Raw genomic sequence first — 21,645 nt, forward strand, 5'->3', positions numbered from 1 at the left:
GGGCGGTCGGTCACAGGGTGGTCCAGGCGCCGGTGGCGGCGGAGTCGAGCACGGCCCGGGTGACGACGCCGGCGCGCAGGCCGTCGGCGAAGCGCGGCAGGCCCTCCGGGTCGGCGCCGGTGGTGGCGGCGTAGGTGTCGGCGACGAAGGCGTTGAAGGCGTCCTGGTAGCCCATCGCGTGCCCGGCCGGGACGGTGCAGAGCCGGGCGGCGTCGGGGGAGAGCTGGTCGGCGTCGCGGGGGAGCAGCTGGCTGCCGGCGCGGCGTCCGAGCCAGACCGTCTCCGGCTGCTCGGTGTCCAGCCCGAGGGTGGCCTCGGTGCCCGCGACCTCCAGGGCCAGCCGGTTCTTGCGCCCGGGCGCCACCTGGGAGACCAGCAGCGAGCCGACCGCCCCGCCCTCGGTGCGCAGGGTGAGGGCCGCCGCGTCCTCGGTGCGGACCGGCTCGGACCCCCGGTTCCGGTGCAGGGTGCTGGTGGAGGCGGCCAGGGCGGTGATGCGGTCCCCCGTGATGAACTCCAGCAGGTCGACCAGGTGCGAGCCGATGTCGGCGAAGGCGCGGGAGGCCCCGCCCGCGGCGGCGTCGACGCGCCAGTTCTGGTCCTCGGCCCCGAGCAGCCAGTCCTGCAGGTAGCTGCCGGTGATGGTGGTCACCGCGCCCATGTCGCCGGCGCGGAACCGGGCCCGGGCCTCGCGGACCAGCGGGTAGAAGCGGTAGACGAAGGGGACCGTGGCCACCAGGCCGGAGCCCTCGGCCTGCTCGACCAGCCGGCGGGCGTCGTCGACGTCGGTGGCCAGCGGCTTCTCGCAGACCACGTGCCGGCCCGAGGCCAGCACGGCGGCCGCCTGCTCAGCGTGCAGCGCGTTGGGGGTGCAGACGTGGACGACGTCGACGTCGGCGTCCTCCAGCAGCTCGGCCACCGAGGCCGCCGAGCGCTCGAACCCCAGCTCGCGGGCCGCCTGCTCGCCCCGCTCGGGGCTGGAGGAGGCGACCGAGACCAGCCGCGCGCCCGCGGCGCGGGCGGCGGTGGAGTGAACCCGGGCCATGAACCCGCCACCCACCACCGCCACGCCGAGGGTCGTCACAGCGTGGCCTCCGACGGGTCCCAGTCCTCGGTGAGGGGCTCGACCACCTCGAAGCGGCTGGCCACCTCGACCGCACGACCGCTGGTGCCGGCCTCGATGGTGGCCTGCATGACGTCGAGCACGTGGTAGGCCAGGGCCCCTGAGGCGCGCTCGGGACGTCCGGCGCGGACCGCACGGGCCAGCTCGACCACCCCGGTGCCGCGGGTGAACGTGGAGCCGGTGCTGGCCACCGTCTCGGGCTCCTCGAGCCCGGGGCGGTGGATCACCAGCTGCCCCTCGAAGGTGTTGGGGTCGGGCACCTCGACGGTGCCCTCCAGCCCGGCCACCTCGAACTGGGTGCGCTTGAGCGCGGAGTCGAAGCTGAACGTCGAGCTGGCGGTGTGGCCGTCGGCGAACTCGTAGAGGGCGGCGACGTGGGTGGGCACCTCGACGGGGAAGCTCTCCCCGGCGCGGGGGCCGGAGCCGATGACGCGCTGCGGCCGGGACTGCCCGAGGGTGGCCTGGACCCGGTGCACCGGCCCGAAGAACTGGGCCAGTGCGGTCAGGTAGTACGGGCCGATGTCGTAGAGCGGACCGGCGCCGACGGCGAAGAGGAAGTCCGGGCTGGGGTGCCAGGACTCCGGTCCGGGGCTCAGCATCATGGTGTGCGCCGAGAGCGGGGTGCCGATGCCGCCGCCGGCGACCAGCCGCAGCGAGGACTGCAGACCGGCACCGAGGAAGGTGTCCGGTGCGGTGGCGACCCGGCGACCGGTCCGCTCCGCGACGTCCAGCAGCGCCTTGGCGCTGGCGGTGTCGAGGGCGATCGGCTTCTCGTTCCAGACGTGCTTGCCCGCCTCCAGGGCGGCGGCGGCCACCTCGGCGTGGGCGGCCGGGATGGTCAGGTTGACCACGATGTCGACGCCCTCGTCGGCCAGCAGCTGCTCGGTGCTGCCCGACCCGGCGACGCCGAAGGCCTCGGCCTGGGCCCGGGCGCGGTCGGCGTCCAGGTCGGCCACGAAGCGCACGTCGAGGTCGGGGAACTGGGTGAGGTTCGTCAGGTACTGGGTGGAGATGGTGCCGGCGCCGATGACGCCGACGCCCATCGGACGCTCGGCCTTGCTCCCGCTCATCGGGTGCCCTCCTGCTCCAGGCGCTGGAGGAAGGCCACGCTGTCGGCGACGGCCTCGAACCGGTCACCGGCGCAGTCGTCGAGCTCGATCACGTGCAGGGCGTCGGGGGTGGCGGCGATCAGCTCGGCGATCGGCTGGGTGCCGCTGCCCACGGCCACCTGCGCCTTGGTGTCGGAGGTGCCGGGGCCGTCCTTGACGTGCACGGCCACCACGCGGGAGCCGAGGCGCTGGATCAGCGGCACGGCGTCGTCGCCGCCCACCGCCACCCAGTAGGCGTCCACCTCGAGGACGACCTCGTCGGAGAGCAGGCCGGCGAAGTGCTCCAGCGCGGAGGTGCCCTCGATCCGGGAGGCGATCTCGTGGGCGTGGTTGTGGTAGCCGACGGTGATGCCGTGCTCGGCGGCCACCACGGCGGCGGCGTTGAGGGCCTCGGCGGTGGCGCGGACGTCCTCGGCCTGCTGCCAGCGGTCGGTGGGGACGTGGGGGTCGATGACGGTGCCGATGCCCATCGAGCTCGCGACCGAGAACACCCGGTTCAGCTCGTCGTCGCTGCTGCCGATGAACCCCTGGTGCGTGGTCGGTGCGACCAGCCCGCTGGACCGGAGCGCGGAGCTCAGCTCGTCGCCGAAGCCGAGCATGTTGTAGGGCTCGACGCGGGTGAGGCCGAGGTCGGCCAGACGCTGGAGGGTGCCGGTCAGGTCCGCGGCGGCGGCCTCCCGGACGGTGTAGAGCTGGACGGAGAGGTTCACGGTGCTCCTGGCTGCGGTGCGGGAGGGCGGGCGCAGGAGCGGCTGCCCCGGCGCACGTCCCATGCTTCCCCCGTCTTTTGTTGCATGTCAAGCAAAAGGTCGATCGTTCTCGCGACTGACCCGCTGTGCTTTACTCACAAGGTGACTGGGGTGGCCGGATCGCGCGGACGCGGGGTCGACGACGTGCTGTCCCTGCTGCGTGACCGCCGCCCCCGGACCCGGGCCGAGCTGGTCGTCGAGACGGGCCTCTCCCGCTCGACCGTGGGCGCCCGGCTGGACGTCCTGCAGCGCGTGGGCCTGGTCGTCGCCGCCGGTGAGGCCCGCTCCTCGGGCGGCCGTCCCCCGGCCCGGGTGGAGTTCAACCCCGCCGCGGGGCTGGTGCTGGCCATCGACCTCGGCGCCACCCACGGCACGGTGGCCCTCACCGACCTGTCCGCCGCCGTACTGGCCTCCCGCACCCTCGACCTCGACATCGCCGACGGCCCGGAGCCCGTGCTGGAGACGGTGCTCGGCGCCGGGGCGGACCTGCTCGCCTCGGTGGGGCGGGGACCGTCGGACGTGGTGGGCGTGGGCATCGGGGTCCCGGGCCCGGTGGAGCACGCGACCGGTCGTCCGATCACGCCGCCGATCATGCCCGGCTGGGACCGCTTCGACATCCCCGCGCACGTGCGCCGCCACCTGGACGCGCCGGTGCTGGTGGACAACGACGTGAACCTGCTGGCCCTGGCCGAGCACGCCGGACCCTGGTCCGGGGTCGACGACCTGCTGGTGGTGAAGGTGTCCACGGGTATCGGGGCCGGGATCATCGCCGGTGGGACGCTCCAGCGCGGCGGCTCGGGCTCGGCCGGCGACCTCGGCCACCTGCGGGTGCCGTGGCTGCCCGACAGCCCCCGGCCCAGCGAGGACGTCCGCGACCTCGAGGAGGTGGCCAGCGGCCCGGCCATCGCCGCCGTGCTGCGGGCCTCCGGGCTCGACGTCAGCACCAGCTCCGACGTGGTGGCGCTGGTCCGGGCCGGTGACGTCCGGGCCAGGGACGCCGTCCGCCAGGCCGGCCGCGAGGTCGGGGCGGTGCTGGCCGGGGTGGTCAACCTGCTCAACCCGTCGGTGATCGTGCTCGGCGGGAGCATCGCCCGGGCCGGTGAGCACCTGGTGGCCGGGGTCCGCGAGGTGGTCTACGGTCGCTCGATCCCGCTGGCCACCCACGAGCTGCGGGTGGTGCCCTCCTCCTCCGGCGAGGTGGCCGGGGTGCTCGGGGCGACCAGCATGGTCACCCAGCAGCTCTTCTCAGCCGATCCGGCCCAGCTGCTCGCGCGCCGCCTCGGGTAGCCGGTCGCGGTAGCGGGCCCGAATCTCCGGCACGTGCCGCGGCTCGTGGCTCTCGGTGACCGAGCGCTCCCAGCGGGGACGCTCCCCAGCCAGCGCCCACGCCGCCTGCACCGCGGCGCCGAGGGCCACGTACTCACCGGGGGCCGGGAGGTCCACGGTGCTGTCGAAGACGCCCGCGGCGACCCGCGGCAGTGCGTGGGAGCGGGCGGCCCCGCCGATGGCCAGGATCCGCTCCACCCCGACGCCGACCTGCTGCACCGCCTCGATCCCGTCGGCCAGCCCGCAGAGGAGCCCCTCGAAGGCGGCCCGGGCCAGCCCGGAGCGGGTGGTGGAGGCCAGCGTCATGCCGAACAGGGTGGCGGTGGCGTCGGGGAGGTTGGGGGTGCGCTCGCCCTCGAAGTAGGGCTGCAGCACCAGCCCGTCCGAGCCGGGGGGTGACTGCAGCGCCAGCTCGCCGAGACCGTCGTGGTCGACGCCGAGGAGCGTGGCCACGGAGTCGAGGACGCGGGCGCCGTTGAGGGTGCAGACCAGGGGCAGGAAGGCGCCGGCGGCGTCGGCGAAGCCGGCCACGGTGCCGCTGGCGTCGGCGACGGGGGCGTCGGTGACGGCGAAGACGGTGGTGCTGGTGCCGATGGAGACCACGACGTCGCCCGGGACGACCTGCAGCCCGAGCGCGCCGGCGGCGTTGTCGCCGGCGCCGGGGCCGACCACCAGCCCGGCGGGCACCGCCCCCTCCGCGACGGTGGAACCGGCGGACTCGCCGGGGCCGAGCACCCGGGGGAGGTGCGCCGGGTGACCGAGGGCGAGCTCGAGCAGCTCGGTGTCCCAGTCGCCGGTGTGCGGGCTCCAGTAGGCGGTGCCGGAGGCGTCGGAGCGGTCGGTGACCAGCGCGGACAGGTCCGCGGGGCCGCCCTCGTGGCCGTGGCCCAGCAGCCGCCAGGTGAGCCAGTCGTGGGGGAGGGCGACGGCGGCGACGCGGGCGGCGTGCTCGGGCTCGTTCTCGGCCAGCCAGCGCAGCTTGGTGGCGGTGAAGGAGGCGACCGGGACGACGCCGGTGCGCCGGGCCCACTGCTCGGCGCCGAGCTCGGCCACCAGCTGCTCGGCCTGCGGGGCGGAGCGGGTGTCGTTCCACAGCAGCGCGGGACGGATCACCTGCCCCTGCTCGTCGAGCACGACCATGCCGTGCTGCTGACCGGCGACGGACACCGCGGCCACGTCGTCCAGGCCACCGGCGTCGGCGACCGCCGCCTGCAGCGCGTCCCACCAGTGACGCGGGTCGACCTCGGTGCCGTCGGGGTGGCTGGCCCGACCACTGCGGACCACCTCCCCGGTGGCGGCGTCGACGACGAGCACCTTGCAGCTCTGGGTGGACGAGTCGATCCCGCAGACCAGGGTCACTGACGGCTCCTCACTGTGCCTCGGACGCGTCGGCCACGTCCGGAGGACATCATGACGCACGCCCCCGACACCGGCCCCCACCCGTCCGCCCCGAGGTCCCCTGCTGCCCGGCCCCTGGTGGCCGGGTGGCCGGGTGGCGACTTGCCCTGACGTGTCGCCTCGCCCGTCTCCCGGACGACCACTCAGAGCGACTCGCCGGCTGCCGCGGGTGGGGCGGGGTGCACTCCCCGCCCTCGGGGCGCCCCGGTCGGCCGGGTGGCGACTCGCCCCGAGGTGTCGCCTCGTCCGTCTTTCCGACGGCCACTGGGGGCGACTCGCCGCCGGTTGCTGCGGGTGGGGCGGGCTGCACCCGTCCGCCTTCAGGGTGCCCCGGTGGGCCTGGTGGCGAGTCGCCCCGAGGTGTCGCCTCGTCCGTCTTCCAGACGACCGCTCGGGGCGACTCGTCGCCAGCTGTTGCGGCTGGGGCGAGTTGCCCCCGTCCGCAGGGCGCTCCGGCGGGTTGGGTGGCGACTCGCCCCGAGTGGTCGCCTCGACCGTCTCCCCGACGACCACGGGAGGCGACTTGCCGCCGGCTGCTGCGGGTGGGCCGGGTTGCACCGCGCCCTCAGGGCGCGCCGGTTGGCGACTCGCCCCGAGTGGTCGCCTCGTCCGCCTTCCAGACGACCACTTGGGGCGAATCGCCGCCGGCTGCTGCGGGTGGGGCGCGGTTGCCTCGTCCTCAGGGCCCCCGGCGGGCCGGGGTGGCGACTCGCCCCGAGTGGTCGTCTCGTCCGTCTCCCAGACGACCACTTGGGGCGGCTCGCCGCGGCTGCTGCGGGTGGGGCGGGTTGCCCCCCGCACTCAGGGCGCCCCGGGGGCCGGGTGGCGACTCGCCACGAGGTGTCGCCTCGTCCATCTCCCAGACGACCATTGGGGGCGACTCGCTGCCGCGAGCCGGGGGGCGTGGGGGTGGCGTGGGGGTGGGGAGGGACGGTCCGCTGTGTCTGGGTGCTGAGGGGGCGTGGACGGGTCAGCTCCGCCCCTCGGCAGCAGGAGGGGTGTCGACGGGGTCGGCCGGGGGCGGTGCGTCGTCGGCGTCAGGGTGGTCGGTGAGCTCGTCCAGGTCGACCACGCGGTCCAGCCGGAGGTCGTCCAGGAAGGGCCGGTCGTGGCTGACCACCAGCAGCGCCCCGGCGTAGGAGTTCAGCGCCGAGACCAGGTGGGTGACGCTGGGCAGGTCCAGGTTGTTGGTCGGCTCGTCCAGGGCCAGCAGCTGCGGGGTGGGCTCGGCCAGCAGCAGACAGGCCAGCACCGCCCGCAGCCGCTCCCCGCCGGACAGCGTGCCGGCCGGCTGGTCGGCCTCCCTGCCCCGGAACAGGAACCGGGCCAGCCGCGAGCGCACCTCCAGCGGGGTGGCCGTCGGTGCGTGCGCGGCGACGTTCTCGGCCACCGTGAGCGAGTCGTCCAGCAGGTCGGCGCCCTGCGGCAGCCAGCGCCAGGGCACGTGCCGCTGGACCGTCCCCGAGACCGGCTCCTGCAGCCCGGCGACGGTGCGCAGCAGGGACGTCTTGCCGATGCCGTTGCGTCCGACCAGGGCCACCCGCTCCGGCCCGCGCAGGTCGAGGTCGAGGGTGAAGGCGGCCCGGGCCGGGCGTAGCGACTCGCAGGTCAGCACCTGCCGGCGTCGGGGCAGCGCGGCGTCGGGGAGGTCCACCACGATGTCGCGCTCCTCGCGGAGCAGCTGCTCGGCCAGCTCCAGGGAGTCCCTGGCCCGCTCCACCCGGTCCTCGTGCAGCGCGGTGTACTTCCCCGCGCTGACCTGGGCGGCCCGCTTCCGAGCCCCGGCGACCATGCCGGGCACGCGCTTCTCCCGCTCGGCCTTCTTCCCCACCTGACGCCGGGAGGCGAGCGTCTGCTGGCTGTCCGCCAGGTCACGGCGCTCCTGCCGCAGCGCGCTGGAGGCCGCGGTGACGGCCTCGCGGGCCGCCTGCTGCTCGGCCTCGACGGCCTCCCGGTAGGCGTCGTAGCCCCCGCCGTACACCGACGCCACGGAGTGGCCGACGCCCCTGGAGGCCGCGGGCCCGGTGCGGTGCAGCTCGATGACGGCGTCCATCTCGTTGAGCAGAGCCCGGTCGTGGCTGACCACCAGGAGGGTGCCGCGCCAGCCGCGCACCACGTCGGTCAGCCGCTCCCGCGCCCGGCCGTCGAGGTTGTTGGTGGGTTCGTCCAGCAGCAGGGTGCCGGCCCCGGTGAGCAGCAGGGCGCCGAGGCTGAGCAGCTCCAGCTCACCGCCGGACAGCGAGCCGACCGCCCGGTCGAGGGAGACCTCGCCCAGACCGAGGCGGCCCAGCTCGGCCCGGGCCCGCTCCTCCACGTCCCAGCCGTCCCCGACGGTGTCGTAGTCGCGCGGGTCCAGCGACCCGGCCTCGATCCGGCGGAGCGCGTCGCGGACGCCGGTGATACCCAGGACGTCGGCCACCAGGGCGGAGGGGTCGGCGGCGGGGTCCTGCTCGAGCAGCCGGGCGCCAGGGGCCTGCAGAGATCCCGCGAGGGGGGTCAGCCGGCCGACGAGCAGCCGCAGCAGGGTCGACTTGCCGACCCCGTTGCGGCCGACCAGCCCGTGGCGACCGGGTCCGACGGTGAGGTCCAGGCCGTCGAGGACGGGGGTGCCGTCGGGCCAGGCGAAGGTGAGGTTCGAGGTGGTGAGCGCAGGCATGGTTCTCCAGGGATCCGGGGACGGGGACGCGTGGAGACGCTGCGCAGCGACGCTGCGGGGACCGGGAGGGCGACGACGGGGTCGGCCGCTCGAGAGGTCACGGACGCACGCGACCGCAGTCGCGCGCAGGTCTCGGACCTCAGAGCCTCACTGGCCGGTGACACCTCGTGGTCGGGGATGGGACGACGGGCACGCTACGCCGCCCTCGCACCGTCCGCACGGGGTTTTCCGGGCCGCCTCGTGCCCGCGTGGCGCGCGGTTCGTCACCGGGCCGCCACCTCACGGCCGGCCAGCATTCAGGTACCGGGTCCAGGGTGGGCCCCATGACCTCCATCTCGCGCCGCGGCCTCATCTCCGGGGCCGGTGCCACCGCGCTGACCCTGCCCGTCCTGGCCGGAGGGGGGTCGGTGCTGCCGGCCCAGGCCTCCCCGGCGCAGCGCTTCGAGCGGCTGACCCTCCCGTCCGGCGTCCAGACCGGCGACGTCACCACCAGCGCCGCCGTGCTGTGGGCCCGCTCCTCCGGTGAGGGGCGGCTGATGGCCCGGATCGGCGGTCGGACGTTCCGCGGGCCGCTGGCCACCTCCGACACCGACTTCACCGCCCACCTGCCGGTCCAGGGTCTGCCCGCCGGGACCGAGGTCGAGGCCGAGCTCTGGTTCGTCGACGGCCGCGGGCGGCGCGGTGAGTCCTCGGTGGCCCGCTTCACCACCGGCTCGGTCCGTCCGCGCGCGACCAGCTTCGTCTGGACCGGCGACACCGCGGGCCAGGGCTGGGGCATCAACCCCGAGCTGGGCGGGATGACCGGGTACCGGGCCATGCACGAGACCCGTCCGGACTTCTTCATCCACGCCGGGGACACCATCTACGCCGACGGGCCGCTGGCCGAGACCGTGGTCGAGCCCGACGGTCAGGTCTGGCGGAACGTGGTCACGCCCGAGGTCAGCAAGGTGGCCGAGACGCTGGCGGAGTTCCGTGGTCGGCACCGCTACAACCTGACCGACGACAACGTCCGCCGCTTCTACGCCGACACCCCGGTGATCGCCCAGTGGGACGACCACGAGACCACGAACAACTGGTATCCCGGCGAGGTGCTCACCGACGAGCGCTACACCCAGGAGAAGCGGGTCGACGTGCTGGCGGCCCGCGGGCGCCGGGCCTGGCAGGAGTACCAGCCGGTGACCCCGTCCCACGTCAGGGGACGCGGGCGCGACGGGTTCGCCGAGGCCCGCATCTACCGCAAGATCTCCCGCGGCCCGCTGCTGGACGTGTTCTGCCTCGACATGCGCACCTTCAAGGACCCGAACACCGACGGCCGGGAGCCGGGGCTGCGGCACATCCTCGGCGAGGAGCAGACCGACTGGCTGATCCGCTCGGTGCGGGCGTCGCGGGCGACCTGGAAGGTGATCTCGGCCGACCTGCCGCTGGGGATCGTGGTGCCTGACGGCCAGGCGCAGGAGAGCCTGTCCAACGCCGATCCGGGTCAGCCGTTGGGCAAGGAGCTGGAGATCGCCCGGGTGCTGCAGGCGTTCAAGCGGGCCCGGGTGCGCAACGTGGTGTGGATCACCGCCGACGTTCACTACTGCGCGGCCCACCGCTACGACCCCGCCCGCGCCGCCTTCGACGACTTCGACCCGTTCTGGGAGTTCGTGGCGGGGCCGATCAGCTCCGGCACCTTCGGAGCCAACGCGATGGACCAGACCTTCGGCCCCGAGGTGGTCTTCAGCAAGGTGGCGGACTACCCGAACCAGTCACCCCGCGGGGGGAACCAGTTCTTCGGGCACGCAGCCATCAGCGCCGAGGCCGAGATGACCGTCGGGCTGCGGGACACGGCGGGGCAGACGCTGTGGGAGACCACGCTCACCCCGCAGGACTGACCGGCGCCCGGTCGACGCGGCACGGGTCGCGCCCGTCCTCGTCGACCGGGACGACGGGAGCGGCTCAGGAGCCGGCGGGTCGGCGCACCAGCAGCCGGCCCTCGCGCTCGCTGACCTCCAGCACCGGCTGGGGACGGCTGGCCGGGCCCATCACGACCGTGCCGCTGCGGAGGTCGAACAGGCTGTCGTGCCAGGGGCAGCGCACGCAGCCGTCCTCGACCTGGCCCTCGTGCAGCGGCGCGCCGCGGTGGGTGCAGCGGTCGGCCAGGGCGCGCGGGGTGCCGTCGGCGTCGCGGGTCAGCAGCACCGGGGTGTCCTCGGCGCTGACCCCGGTGAGCTGTCCGTGCTGGACGTCGGTGGAGGCGGCGACGTCCACCCACTCGGGGATCTCGGGCTCGAAGGCGGTGACGTCGACCCCGACGCCGCGGGCGTAGGACAGGTGCCCACCCAGCCAGCCCGCCGTGCCGAGCAGGGCCAGGCCGGGCAGGGTCAGCAGCACGCCGAGACGGTCGTTCCCGCGACGGCGGGCCACCCAGCTGGCCGCGTAGAGCCCGAGGGTGACGGTGTTGAGCAGGCCGTGGACCCAGCCCACCCGGCGCTCACCGCCCTGGGTCGTGGCCCAGTCGTGCACCCCGGCGGCCGCGGCCAACGGGGCGACCAGGACGCCGACGCCGACGGCGCTGCGGGCTCCGGGCTTGTTACCCAGCGCGTCCAGGGCGGCGGCGGTGGCCCAGGCGCCGATCGGCACGGTGACCAGCAGCGGGTGCAGCGGGTGGCCCAACGGGGTGCCGCCCAGCAGGCTGCGGACGGTGGGGCCGGAGACCAGCCGACCGGCGCCCTCGGCGGCAGGGTCGGCGGCGGCGTCGAGGACCTCGGCCTGCTCGATCTTCTTGGCCAGGGTGTCGAAGACGCCGGAGAACCGGTTCAGCAGCTTCACCGGGTGCTCCGCTCGACGGTGGTGGGCAGGGGAGTCGGACTGTGGGGCACGGGAGCTCTCCTCGGGGTCGGGACGACGGCTCGCCCGTCTCCTACCCGCACCTGGGTCGGCCAACCGTGCGTGCCGGGTGTGGCGCGGGGTACCTGGACGGTATGAGCGACAGTGACCCGGAAGAGCACGACAAGCTGATCGAGCAGAACCAGGAGCGGGAGGAGCAGGAGCAGGACCAGGACTCCGAGCCCACGATGACGGCCCCGGACGGCGAGCGCCCCACCGGCGACCAGACGGCCTGAGACCGATCACCACCGCGACGCGACCACCGGCCCTAGCCGGTGGTCGCGTCGTCCGCGCGCGCGGACTCGACCAGCGCGCGGGCGCCGTCGAGGCGGGCCTGGCAGACCTGGGCCAGCTTCTCCCCGCGCTGCCACAGCGTGAGCGACTCCGCCAGCGCGCTGCCGCCGGACTCCAGCGCCCGCACCACCTCCGCCAGCTGGTCGCGCGCCTCCTCGTAGCCGAGCTCCTCGAGGGCCTTCAGCTCGTCCTCGGTGCTGGGGTCGGGTGTGCTCATCGGTCCTCCTGGACGGCGGTCGGGTCGGGGGAGGTCGCGGTGACGACCAGGTCGGCGGTGCCGTCGCGCAGCCAGGCCCGCACCGACGCCTGCGGCTCCAGACCCCGGACGGAGCTGACGGTGTGGCCGTCGGCGTCGGCCAGCACGGCGTAACCACGCTCCAGCGTGGCCAGCGGGGAGAGCGAGCGGGCCCGCGCCAGCAGGTGCTCCACGGCGGTGTGCTCGCGCTGGAGGGCGTGCTCGACGGCCCGGTGCAGGCGCTGCCGCATGCCGACCAGCTGCTCGTGGCGCAGCTCGAAGGAGGCCAGCGGGTCGGTCAGGACGGGGCGCCGGCGGAGCTCGTCGAGGCGGTGCTGCTCGCGGTCGAGCCGCTGCTGGAGCGCCCGGCGCATCCGCTCCCGTGCCTGCTGCACCCGCAGCCGCTCCTCGCCGACGTCGGGCACCACGGCGCGGGCGGCGTCGGTGGGCGTCGAGGCACGGACGTCGGCGACGAGGTCGAGGATCGGGGAGTCGGTCTCGTGCCCGATGGCGCTGACCACCGGGGTCCGGCAGGCCGCCGTGGCACGGACCACGCCCTCGTCGGAGAAGGCGAGCAGGTCCTCCACCGAGCCCCCGCCGCGGGCCACCACGATGACGTCCACCTCGGGCTCGCGGTCCAGGGCGGCCAGCGCCTCCATCACCTGGGTGGCGGCGTTGGGGCCCTGCACCTGCGCGTAGCGGATCCGGAAGACCACGCCCGGCCAGCGGCGTCGCGCGTTGTCGACCACGTCGCGCTCGGCGGCGCTCTTGGACGCGGTGACCAGACCGACCACCCGGGGCAGGAAGGGCAGCGGCTTCTTGCGGGAGCGGTCGAACAGCCCCTCTGCCTGGAGCATCCGCTTGCGCTGCTCCAGCTGGGCCAGCAGACGCCCCTCGCCGACCGGGCGGATCTCGTCGCAGAGGTAGGAGAGGCGCCCGTTGGGGGTGTAGTAGGAGGGGCGCAGCCGGGCGACCACCGTGGCCCCCTCGGTCAGCGGGCCGGCGGCGTCGAGCACCTGGGGGCCGGTGGTGACGCTGGCCGACACCTCCGCCAGCTTGTCGCGCAGGGTGAGGAACACCGTGGCGCTACCCGCGCGGCGGTTCACCTGGATCAGCTGCCCCTCGACCCACACCCAGCCCAGCCGGTCGATCCAGCCCTTGACCTGGTGGGCGATCACGCGCAGCGGCTGCGGCTGCTCCGGTGACGACTCCAGACCCATGGCCGCGAGCGTAGTGGCCAGCACCGACGGTTCCCGCCGGCGCCGGGAGGCGTCCCGCCGCCCACGTAGACTCGGCGCCATGACCGCCCCTGACCAGACCCTGCCCGTCACGCAGAGCCGGCCGACCGCGTCGCAGGAGAAGCGGGTGGTGGTGGCCGCACCGCGGGGGTACTGCGCCGGCGTCGACCGCGCGGTGATCACCGTGGAGCAGGCCCTGGAGACCTACGGGTCCCCGGTCTACGTCCGCAAGCAGATCGTGCACAACAAGCACGTGGTGTCGGACCTCGAGGCCAAGGGTGCGGTCTTCGTCGAGGAGCTCGTCGAGGTCCCGGAGGGGGCCATGGTCGTCTTCTCCGCCCACGGCGTGTCGCCGATGGTGCACGCGGAGGCCGCCGAGCGGAACCTGCGTACCATCGACGCCACCTGCCCGCTGGTCACCAAGGTGCACAACGAGGCCAAGCGCTTCGCCCGCCAGGACCTGGAGATCCTGCTGATCGGCCACGCCGGTCACGAGGAGGTCGAGGGCACCGCGGGGGAGGCCCCGGAGCACATCACCCTGGTGCAGTCCCCGGAGGAGGCGGCGGCGCTGGAGGTCAAGGACCCGAGCCGGCTGGCCTGGCTCTCCCAGACCACCCTCAGCGTCGACGAGACCCTGGAGACGGTGCACAAGCTCCGCGAGCGGTTCCCGCTGCTGATGGACCCGCCCAGCGACGACATCTGCTACGCCACCTCCAACCGGCAGGCCGCGATCAAGCAGATCGCCGCCGGCTCGGACCTGGTGATCGTGGTGGGCTCGGCGAACTCCTCCAACACCGTCCGGCTGGTCGACGTGGCCCTGGAGGCCGGCGCCGCTGCCGCCTACCGGGTCGACGACGCGTCGGAGATCGACGAGGCGTGGCTGGAGGGCGTGACGCAGGTGGGCATCACCAGCGGCGCCTCCGTCCCCGACGACCTGGTCGAGGGCGTGCTGGCCCACCTGACCGAGCGCGGGTTCCCGGTGGCGGTGGAGGAGCGGCTGACCGAGGAGAACCTGGTCTTCGCGCTGCCCAAGGAGCTGCGGAGGGACCTGCGGCGCGACGTCGCCGGCGACTGACGTCTGAGCCCCTCCCGGACGGGTACCGGCACGCGGGGTGCCCCGACGGGCGCCCACGCACCACCCGATCCGAAGGAGCATCGATGGAGTACCGCACCCTGGGCCGCAGCGGAGCCGCTGTCTCGACCTACGCGCTGGGCACCATGACGTTCGGGGCCGAGTCCGACGAGGCCACCGCGCACGAGCAGCTCGACCTCTACCTCGAGGCCGGCGGGACGCTGGTCGACACCGCCGACGTCTACGCCGGCACCGAGTCCGAGTCCATCATCGGCCGCTGGCTGACCGAGCGCGGCCCGGCCGTCCGCGACCAGGTGGTGCTGGCCACCAAGGGGCGTTTCAACACCGCCGGCCACCCCAACGGCATCGGCCTCTCCCGCAAGCACCTGGCCCAGGCCCTGGACGCCTCGCTGCGCCGGCTGCAGACCGACAGCATCGACCTGTACCAGGTGCACGCCTGGGACGCCCTGACCCCGCTGGAGGAGACGGTCTCCTTCTTCGACGCCGCGGTGGCGGCGGGCAAGGTCCGCTACTGGGGGCTGTCGAACTTCACCGGGTGGCAGCTGACCAAGGCCGTCGGGCTGGCCGAGCACCGCGGTTGGCCGGCGCCGGTGACGCTGCAGCCGCAGTACAACCTGCTGGTGCGGGGGATCGAGGCCGAGATCGTGCCGGCCGTGCAGGACGCCGGGATGGGGCTGCTGCCCTGGTCCCCGCTGGCCGGCGGCTGGCTGACCGGGAAGTACCAGCGCGACAGCGCCCCGACCGGCGCCACCCGGCTGGGGGAGAACCCGAAGCGGGGAATGGAGGCCTACGACAAGCGCAACGCCGAGGAGCGGACCTGGCAGGTCATCGACGCCGTGACGGAGGTGGCCGAGGAGCTGGGCGCCAGCCCCACGCAGGTGTCGCTGTCCTGGCTGGCCGGACGTCCGGCCGTCACCTCGGTGATCCTCGGGGCTCGCACCACCGAGCAGCTCACGCAGTGCCTGGGTGCTGCGGACGTGGTGCTGGACGACGCCCAGCGCCAGCGCCTGGACGAGGTCAGCGCGCCGGTGCTGGAGGACTACCCGTACGGCACGGCCGGTGAGGCGCAGCGCCACCGCGCCATCGACCACCAGGGCTGAGCGGGCCGGTGCCGGACCTGATCTTCTCCGACCCGGTGCTGGCTCGGCTCTACGACCCGCTGGACCCCGTCCGCGACGACCTGGACGCCTACCTGGACCTGGTCGACGAGCTCGGGGCGCAGAGCGTGCTCGACGTCGGCTGCGGCACCGGCAGCCTCGCGGTGCTGCTGGCCGGTCGTGGTGCGGACGTGGTGGGCCTGGACCCCGCGGCCGCCTCCCTGGAGGTGGCCCGGGGCAAGCCCGGCGCGGACCGCGTGCGCTGGGTGGAGGGCGACGCGGCAGCACTCCCGCCGCTGCAGGTGGACCTCGCGGTGATGACCGGCAACGTGGCGCAGGTGTTCGTCACCGACGAGGACTGGGCCGCCACCCTGACCGCGGTGCACCGAGCGCTGCGGCCGGGGGGATGGCTCGTCTTCGAGACCCGGGTGCCGGAGCGCGAGGCGTGGCGGGAGTGGGACCCGGTGCGGAGCCGGGTGGAGGTGGACGTGCCCGGGTTCGGCCGGGTGGCGTCCTGGACCGAGGTGACCGCGGTGGACGGCCCGCTGGTGACCTTCGACAGCCACGTCGAGCTGCTGGACCGCGACCAGCCGCTGCCGGTCTCGACCTCGACGCTGAGGTTCCGCTCGCAGGCCGAGCTGGGCACGTCGTTGGGCGAGGCCGATTTCGAGGTGAGCGAGGTGCGGGAGGCACCGGACCGCCCGGGTCGTGAGCTGGTGGTGCTGGCGCGTCGCTCAGGCGGCGTTGGTGCCCTTGCCGACCCGACCTGAGCGGCTCCGCTTCTCCCGGGCCATCTCGGCTCGCACGACCTGCTCGGACTCGCGTCGAGCCTCGGCGGAGTAGACCTCGGGGTCGTTCATCACCCGACGCAGCCGCTGCATGGCGTCATCCACGATCGCGTTCATCCTGGCCTCCTCATCTGGCTGGCTCGCTCGACCAGGGCCGACTCGCCTTCCCGTGCCACGTGACGACCTAGCTGGTCCTGCGCCGCTCGGACGTCGCGCCCTCGTCGACCTCGCCCTCGACCAGCTCGTCCAGACCGGGGTCACGGCCGAAGAGGGTGTCGTGCTCCTGCCCGGTGGTCAGCCGCGGGGTGCGCCGCTGGCGTCCGATCATCGGCTCGACCTGGGCGGCGTCCTCGACCAGCTCGGCGTCCACCAGGGAGCGCACCGGCTCCTCGACGGGGGTGTAGCCGTCCAGCTCGGCGTCGGTGACGTTGAGGTCACGGAAGCGCCGGGCGCTCACCATCACCCGGGTCTCCAGCGTGCCCAGGGTCTGGTTGTAGGCGTTGACCGCAGAGCGCAGCCCGCGTCCGACCCGGTCGAAGTTCTTGCCCAGGGTGCTGAGCCGGTCGTGCAGCTCGCGGCCGAGCCGGAGGACGTCGGCGGCGTTCTCGGCCAGCCGGGCCTGCTTCCAGCCGTAGGCCACCGCGCGCAGCATGGCGATCAGCGTGGTGGGGGTGGCCAGCACGACGTCCTTGGCGGCGGCGTAGTTGTGCAGGTCGGGCAGGACCGAGAAGGCCTCGGCGGCCAGGGCCTCGCTGGGCATGAACAGGACCACGAACTCCGGCGTGCCCTCCTCGGCCGACCAGTAGCGCTTGGCCGACAGCTGGTCGACGTGGGTGCGCACGTTCTGGGCGAAGCGGGCCATGGCGGCCTCCCGCTCAGCGGGGTCGTCGGTCTCGTGGGCCTCCAGGAAGGCAGCCAGCGGCACCTTCGAGTCGACGAAGACGCACTTGCCGTCGGACAGGTCCACCCGCATGTCGGGGCGGACCACCTTGTCGTCGGCGGTGGTGGTGTGCTGGGCGGTGAAGTCGCAGTGCTCGATCATCCCCGACACCTCGGCCACTCGCTTCAGCTGCATCTCACCCCAGGCGCCGCGGACCTGGGGCTTGCGCAGGGCCGTCACCAGGGCGCGCGTCTCGTGGCGCAGGCTCTCACCGGTCTGGTGCACCGCACGGACCTGGTTGACCAGGTCGGTGGACAGGCGCACGCGCTCCTTCTCGACCTCGCTCAGCCGGTCGTTCACCGCCTTCAGGCTCTCCCGGACCGGCGCCAGCAGCGCCTCGGTGGCCCGGAGCCGCTGGTCGGCCACGGCCTCGGCCTGCCGGCCCTGCACGTCCAGCGTCTCCGCCGACAGCACCTTGAACTGGTTGGTGAGGGCCTCGCGGTCGGCGGCCAGCCCCTCGGCGCGCAGCTGGGCGGCGTCCCGCTCGGCCTGCACCCCCGACAGCCGGGCCCTGACCCCCGCAAGGTCGGCGACGGCGCCCTTGGCCTCCGTGACCGCCTCGGTGACGCGCAGCTGGGCCTCGGCCACGGACTCGGCCGCCCGCTGCTGGGCCTCCGCCGCGCGCTGCTGGGCCTCCGCGACCTGGGTGCGGGCGTCGGCGGCCTCGCTGCGCGCCACGGCGGCCTCGCCCTTGGCCCGGTCGGCCTCGGCGCGGGCGCGCTCCACCTCGACCTGCGAGCGGTCGCCGTCAGCCTGCGCCTCGGCACGGTCGACCTGCTTGCGGCCACGGGCCAGCAGCAGGGTGACGGCGAGGCCGATCACGAGCCCGATGAGCAGGCCGACCAGCAGCGCGGGGGCGGTGGAGTCCATGACCACGATCCTGCCAAGGGCCTCCGACAGTTCCGGACCGACGCACCGCGCACCCGGGTACCGGTTGGGTCACACCACGGCCGCCCGGTCCCGTCAGGTGGCCGGCCCGGTGTCGCACCAGCTGCTCCGAGCGGCCGGGCGTCCCCGCCGGACGGGGTCAGGTCGTGCGACTCGTCAGGGCCGTGCGGCCACCGGTGCCGCCCCGGGTGCACCGCAGCGTTCCAGCAACCAGTCCCAGCCGGCCTCGGTGGCGCTGGTGACGGCTCCGCGGAGCACGGTGTCCTCGAGGAAGGGGGAGAGCAGCAGCTCGACACCGACCGCTCCGTGCGCGGCCAGCGCGTCACGCAGCGCCGTGGTGAGTGCCGGACCGCACCGGGCGATGGCCCCGGAGACCGTGACCACCTGCAGGTCCAGGGCGAGACAGGTGGGGGCCACGGCGGCGGCGAGCGCGTCGACGGCCCGGCGCAGTGCCTGCTGCGCTCCCGGGTCACCGCCCTGGGCCGCCTGCGCGAGCTCCTCGGTGGAGAGGTCGGGGAGCCCGCCGAGCAGAGGGAGCCGGCTGGCGCGGACGACGTCCTCCAGCTGGCTCACCTCCCCGGTGACGGGGTCGGGCAGCAGCAGGGACCCGAGCTCGCCGGCCGCCCCGGTCCGACCCCGGTACACCTGCCCCGCCAGCACGACACCGGCCCCCAGACGCTGGCCCCACTGCAGGCCGAGGAAGCTGGCCGGCACGCCGGGCAGGTCCGACATGGCCAGCGCGGCCAGGCTGGCGTCGTTCTCCACCGTGACGCGACCGACGGTGCAGCGGGCGAGGTCGGAGCTGATCTGGTGCGCGTCCCAGGTGCCCAGGTGGCGGCGCAGGACGATGCTGCCGGTGACCGGGTCGATGATGCCGGGGGTGGCCACGGTGCCCGCCACGACACCGGTCGTCTCCAGCCCGCCCTCGGCCAGGCACTCCTCGACCATGCTCCCCACCGCGCGGAGGGTCTCGGCGTTCAGGGACTGGGCACGACGAGCCTCGCGCCGCGCCCGCGTCGTGCCGTCCAGACCGGCGAGCTCCACGACCGTGCGGTGGGCACCCACGTCGATGCCGAAGACCGCGATGGACTCGTGCGCGAGCCCGTACCGGGCTGCGGGCCGGCCGTTCGCGGCGATCGGCTCGTGCCGGCGCAGCCACCTCCGCTCCTCCAGCCCCGCAACGATCTGGGCGACCGTCGGCCGGGTCAGGCTGGTCGAGGCGGCGAGCTCGGCGATGGAGACCGGCCGGGTGGCCTCGCGCAGTGCCGACAGCACCTGTCGCGTGTTCAGCTGGCGCAGCCTCGCGGTACCACGGGGTCCGCGCTGCGCCGTCGTCTCACTCACCGGCCCACCGTACCGACGCCCTTAAGAACAGACCTTGCGTAAGTGGTGGACGCGCTGGTAGACATCGATCACCGGCGGCTCACGACGACGTGGCCCCCTGATCCCCCGAGGTGCTCATGCCACCGAAAGCCCACATCCCCGTTCCCGCAGCCCCCGCGGCGCGACCCGCCCGCCGCCGCACGTCCCGCGTCCTGACCGCCACCGTGGCGCTGGCCCTCGCGGGTGGCCTGCTGACCCCCGCGACCCCCGCCACCGCCGACGACCTGGAGGAGGCGCGCTCCACCTGGACCCTCGACGGGGACGCCCGGGACTCCGTGGCCGACCGTCACGGCACCGCGCTGCCCGGTGTCGCCTTCGTCGACGGCAGCGCCCGGTTCACCGGTCGCGACGACTCCGAGATCCAGCTGCCCCACGACCGCCGCCTGGAGCCCGGGGACGCGAGCTGGCGCCTGGAGCTGCAGGACGTCGTACCCGGCGAGCTCACCCGTTCCCACCAGGCGGTGGCCACCAGCCGCTCCACCACCAACCAGGGCTGGGCCGTCTACATCATGCCGAACGGGGAGTTCCGCTTCTGGTCCCGCGTGGTCGGGCAGGCCTCCTGGGCCCAGTTCGGCACCGGTGTCACCGCCCGGCCAGGCGCCTCCTACGACGTCAGTGTCGAGTGGGAGCCGGGCACGGTCAGCATCCGGATCCGCGGCGACGCCACCGCCGACCGGGAGGTCCCGATGGCCATGCCGGTGGTCAACGACGGCAGCCCGGTCCGCCTGGGCAACGGAGGCGACCGCGGCACCGAGTTCTTCTACCGCGGCACCATCGGCGAGGTCACCCTGGCCGCCCGCTCCCGCACCGACCACTGGGGTCTGTGCGAGGCGGCGGCCACCACCACCCGGACGGTCACCCCGCCCGACCTGGCGGGCCGCTCGATCCCCTCCGACGACGTCACCCGGCTCGCGCTGACGGCTGCCCGCAACGCCAACCGCCACCTGACCACCACCTACTGGGACCAGCGCTTCGCCGACGAGGACGCGGAGCGGATCAACCTCGCCCAGCGCCTCGGCAACACCGAGTACGCGCTGCGCGGTCCCGGCATGGTGGCGGTGAGCTCGGCGATCCTGCTGGCCACCGGGGCCTACGACGCCAGCGACACCGGCGTCCCCGAGGCCGAGGCGCGCGAGCGCGTCGTGCGGCTGGTCAGCTCCGCGGCCGCGGAGCACCGCGCCAACGACCCCGGTGGCTGGGGGACCGAGGCGAGGCTGTGGCAGTCCTCGCTCTGGGCCTACTACAACGGCTTCGCCGCCTGGTTGCTCTGGGACGACCTCAGCCCCGGCCAGCAGGCCTGCGTCACCAACATGGTGGCGATGGAGGCCGACGCCATGCCCGCTCCGGAGTACTACCGCGACGCCGCCGGCAGCATCATCCGCCCGGGCAACACCCAGGCCGAGGAGAACGCCTGGCGCAGCTCGCTGTCGGCCCTGGCGGCCACGATGATGCCGGAGGCCCCGGAGAGCGCCGGCTGGCAGGGTGAGGCCCTCGAGCTCTCCCTGGCCGCCTGGGCGACCCCTGCGGACGTCTCGGCCGGCGACGTGGTCAACGGCCGTCAGCTCGACGAGCTGCTCGACGGCTCCAACGTCGAGCCCGACGGCACGGTCGAGAACCACAACCTGATGCACCCGATCTACATGCTGGCCTTCGACCAGAACGTCAACAACGCCCTGGCCCAGCAGCTGACCGGCCAGCTCCCGGCGCGGGCCTACCTGCGCAACGTCGACCTCACCTACGAGGCGCTGGTCGACCTGGAGTTCCCGTCCCCGCCGTGGCGCGCCCCGGGAGGCACCATCTACGAGCCGGGCGGCCCGGGCATCTACTACCCCGACGGCAACGACTGGGGCACCACCTTCCCGCTGTACTTCGCCCAGGCCGACGTGATCGCCCACAGCTACGGTCTCGGCGCGGACCTCTCCGCCCCGCCCGAGGACTGGGCGGTGCGTCACCTGCAGGCCGCCATCGACCTGCAGGACCGCTTCCCCGACGGCCGCACCTACCTGAACGACACCGAGAGCAACTACCGGCTCAGGGAGGAGCGGACCGCGCAGATCGCCGCCCACACCTTCCTGACCCGGTTCCTCAACCCCTCCACCGAGCAGTGCCTGACCGACCGGCCCTACACGACCGGTACCAGGGACCCGCTGCAGGGTGAGATGGAGCTCGCCTGGCAGGCCCTGGAGAGCCCTGAGGGCCAGGCCCTCCCCGCGACGCAGCGCGCCGAGATCCGGGCGGCCCTGGAGCGGATCGGCGAGGCGGACAACCGTGGTCGGGAGCGGGCCGGCGTCCGGCTGCTGCAGCGCCTGGTCGAACGCGACACCAGCGGCTCGGCGGTCATCGAGCAGATCGCGGCGGCCGCCGACTCCGCGGCCACCTGCGTGGTCGGTCTCCCCGGCAGCCGCTGAGCGCGTCCGCCCGCCCACGGTGCGACCGTCCTCCGACCGGCGGTCGCACCGT

The 21,645-nt window shown here is 74.4% G+C and carries 18 protein-coding genes; 7 read left to right on the plus strand and 11 right to left on the minus strand.

Annotation, left to right across the window (positions count from 1 at the left end; all coding sequences use genetic code 11):
* Positions 1 to 10: 10 nt before the first annotated feature.
* From BLT52_RS11970 to BLT52_RS11980, 3 genes are read right to left on the minus strand one after another with little or no spacing between them, the layout of a single operon-like run.
* Positions 11 to 1,084, minus strand: coding sequence for a Gfo/Idh/MocA family protein (locus tag BLT52_RS11970; protein WP_231946285.1), 1,074 nt, complete (start codon positions 1,082 to 1,084; stop codon positions 11 to 13).
* Complete coding sequence (locus BLT52_RS11975) at positions 1,081 to 2,193, minus strand: Gfo/Idh/MocA family protein (RefSeq protein ID WP_090593882.1); 1,113 nt, start codon at positions 2,191 to 2,193, stop codon at positions 1,081 to 1,083. The genes BLT52_RS11970 and BLT52_RS11975 overlap by 4 nt, the downstream gene beginning before the upstream one ends.
* Entirely contained in the window at positions 2,190 to 2,942 is a 753-nt protein-coding gene (locus BLT52_RS11980; RefSeq protein WP_231946286.1) for a sugar phosphate isomerase/epimerase family protein, read from the minus strand. The genes BLT52_RS11975 and BLT52_RS11980 overlap by 4 nt, the downstream gene beginning before the upstream one ends.
* Positions 2,943 to 3,092: 150 nt before the next feature.
* Between BLT52_RS11980 and BLT52_RS11985 the strand changes: the two genes are divergently transcribed.
* Complete coding sequence (locus tag BLT52_RS11985; protein WP_231946287.1) at positions 3,093 to 4,268, plus strand: ROK family transcriptional regulator; 1,176 nt, start codon at positions 3,093 to 3,095, stop codon at positions 4,266 to 4,268.
* Here the strand turns inward: BLT52_RS11985 and xylB are convergent.
* The gene (xylB, locus tag BLT52_RS11990) at positions 4,227 to 5,666 is read right to left on the minus strand and encodes a xylulokinase (RefSeq protein ID WP_090593890.1); all 1,440 of its coding nucleotides are present in this window, start codon (positions 5,664 to 5,666) and stop codon (positions 4,227 to 4,229) included. The genes BLT52_RS11985 and xylB overlap by 42 nt on opposite strands.
* A gap of 1,009 nt (positions 5,667 to 6,675) precedes the next feature.
* Positions 6,676 to 8,361 carry an ABC-F family ATP-binding cassette domain-containing protein gene (locus tag BLT52_RS11995; RefSeq protein ID WP_090593892.1) on the minus strand — a complete coding sequence of 562 codons (1,686 nt, stop codon included), beginning with the start codon at positions 8,359 to 8,361 and terminating at the stop codon, positions 6,676 to 6,678.
* A 323-nt stretch (positions 8,362 to 8,684) separates the two neighbouring features.
* Between BLT52_RS11995 and BLT52_RS12000 the strand changes: the two genes are divergently transcribed.
* Complete coding sequence (locus BLT52_RS12000) at positions 8,685 to 10,235, plus strand: alkaline phosphatase D family protein (protein ID WP_090593894.1); 1,551 nt, start codon at positions 8,685 to 8,687, stop codon at positions 10,233 to 10,235.
* A 64-nt stretch (positions 10,236 to 10,299) separates the two neighbouring features.
* Here BLT52_RS12000 and BLT52_RS12005 read toward each other — a convergent pair whose 3' ends face one another.
* Entirely contained in the window at positions 10,300 to 11,172 is an 873-nt protein-coding gene (locus BLT52_RS12005; RefSeq protein WP_157677102.1) for a Rieske 2Fe-2S domain-containing protein, read from the minus strand.
* A gap of 152 nt (positions 11,173 to 11,324) precedes the next feature.
* Here BLT52_RS12005 and BLT52_RS20835 point away from each other — a divergent pair, with 152 nt between their 5' ends.
* Positions 11,325 to 11,465, plus strand: a complete 141-nt coding sequence (locus tag BLT52_RS20835; RefSeq protein ID WP_157677103.1) for a hypothetical protein — start codon at positions 11,325 to 11,327, stop codon at positions 11,463 to 11,465.
* 32 nt (positions 11,466 to 11,497) lie between these two features.
* On the opposite strand, the gene BLT52_RS12010 is transcribed toward BLT52_RS20835, so the two are convergent.
* Complete coding sequence (locus BLT52_RS12010) at positions 11,498 to 11,740, minus strand: exodeoxyribonuclease VII small subunit (RefSeq protein ID WP_090593900.1); 243 nt, start codon at positions 11,738 to 11,740, stop codon at positions 11,498 to 11,500.
* On the minus strand, positions 11,737 to 12,978 hold the full coding sequence (gene xseA, locus BLT52_RS12015; RefSeq protein ID WP_090593902.1) for an exodeoxyribonuclease VII large subunit: 1,242 nt from the start codon (positions 12,976 to 12,978) through the stop codon (positions 11,737 to 11,739). Before xseA ends, BLT52_RS12010 begins: the two co-directional genes overlap by 4 nt.
* Before the next feature lie 79 nt (positions 12,979 to 13,057).
* Between xseA and BLT52_RS12020 the strand changes: the two genes are divergently transcribed.
* The 3 genes from BLT52_RS12020 (at position 13,058) to BLT52_RS12030 (ending at position 15,956) form a co-directional block, all read left to right on the plus strand.
* The gene (locus tag BLT52_RS12020) at positions 13,058 to 14,071 is read left to right on the plus strand and encodes a 4-hydroxy-3-methylbut-2-enyl diphosphate reductase (RefSeq protein WP_090593904.1); all 1,014 of its coding nucleotides are present in this window, start codon (positions 13,058 to 13,060) and stop codon (positions 14,069 to 14,071) included.
* 83 nt (positions 14,072 to 14,154) lie between these two features.
* Positions 14,155 to 15,189 (plus strand): aldo/keto reductase, encoded by a 1,035-nt coding sequence (locus BLT52_RS12025; protein ID WP_090593906.1) that lies wholly within the window; start codon positions 14,155 to 14,157, stop codon positions 15,187 to 15,189.
* A gap of 8 nt (positions 15,190 to 15,197) precedes the next feature.
* On the plus strand, positions 15,198 to 15,956 hold the full coding sequence (locus BLT52_RS12030; protein ID WP_090593909.1) for a class I SAM-dependent methyltransferase: 759 nt from the start codon (positions 15,198 to 15,200) through the stop codon (positions 15,954 to 15,956).
* Here the strand turns inward: BLT52_RS12030 and BLT52_RS20840 are convergent.
* The 3 genes from BLT52_RS20840 to BLT52_RS12040 all read right to left on the minus strand — a co-directional run bounded on the left by BLT52_RS20840 (position 15,921) and on the right by BLT52_RS12040 (position 19,146).
* Positions 15,921 to 16,091: a hypothetical protein gene (locus BLT52_RS20840; RefSeq protein WP_157677104.1), complete on the minus strand. Its 171-nt coding sequence runs from the start codon at positions 16,089 to 16,091 to the stop codon at positions 15,921 to 15,923. The two genes, BLT52_RS12030 and BLT52_RS20840, sit on opposite strands and share 36 nt — an antisense overlap.
* Before the next feature lie 67 nt (positions 16,092 to 16,158).
* Positions 16,159 to 17,784 (minus strand): DNA recombination protein RmuC, encoded by a 1,626-nt coding sequence (gene rmuC / locus BLT52_RS12035; protein ID WP_090593911.1) that lies wholly within the window; start codon positions 17,782 to 17,784, stop codon positions 16,159 to 16,161.
* 174 nt (positions 17,785 to 17,958) lie between these two features.
* Positions 17,959 to 19,146: an ROK family transcriptional regulator gene (locus BLT52_RS12040; RefSeq protein ID WP_090593913.1), complete on the minus strand. Its 1,188-nt coding sequence runs from the start codon at positions 19,144 to 19,146 to the stop codon at positions 17,959 to 17,961.
* A 116-nt stretch (positions 19,147 to 19,262) separates the two neighbouring features.
* Between BLT52_RS12040 and BLT52_RS12045 the strand changes: the two genes are divergently transcribed.
* Positions 19,263 to 21,593, plus strand: a complete 2,331-nt coding sequence (locus tag BLT52_RS12045; protein ID WP_157677105.1) for a LamG domain-containing protein — start codon at positions 19,263 to 19,265, stop codon at positions 21,591 to 21,593.
* The last annotated feature ends 52 nt before the right edge of the window (positions 21,594 to 21,645 follow it).

This window comes from Auraticoccus monumenti (assembly GCF_900101785.1).
In the GTDB taxonomy this organism is placed as follows: domain Bacteria; phylum Actinomycetota; class Actinomycetes; order Propionibacteriales; family Propionibacteriaceae; genus Auraticoccus; species Auraticoccus monumenti.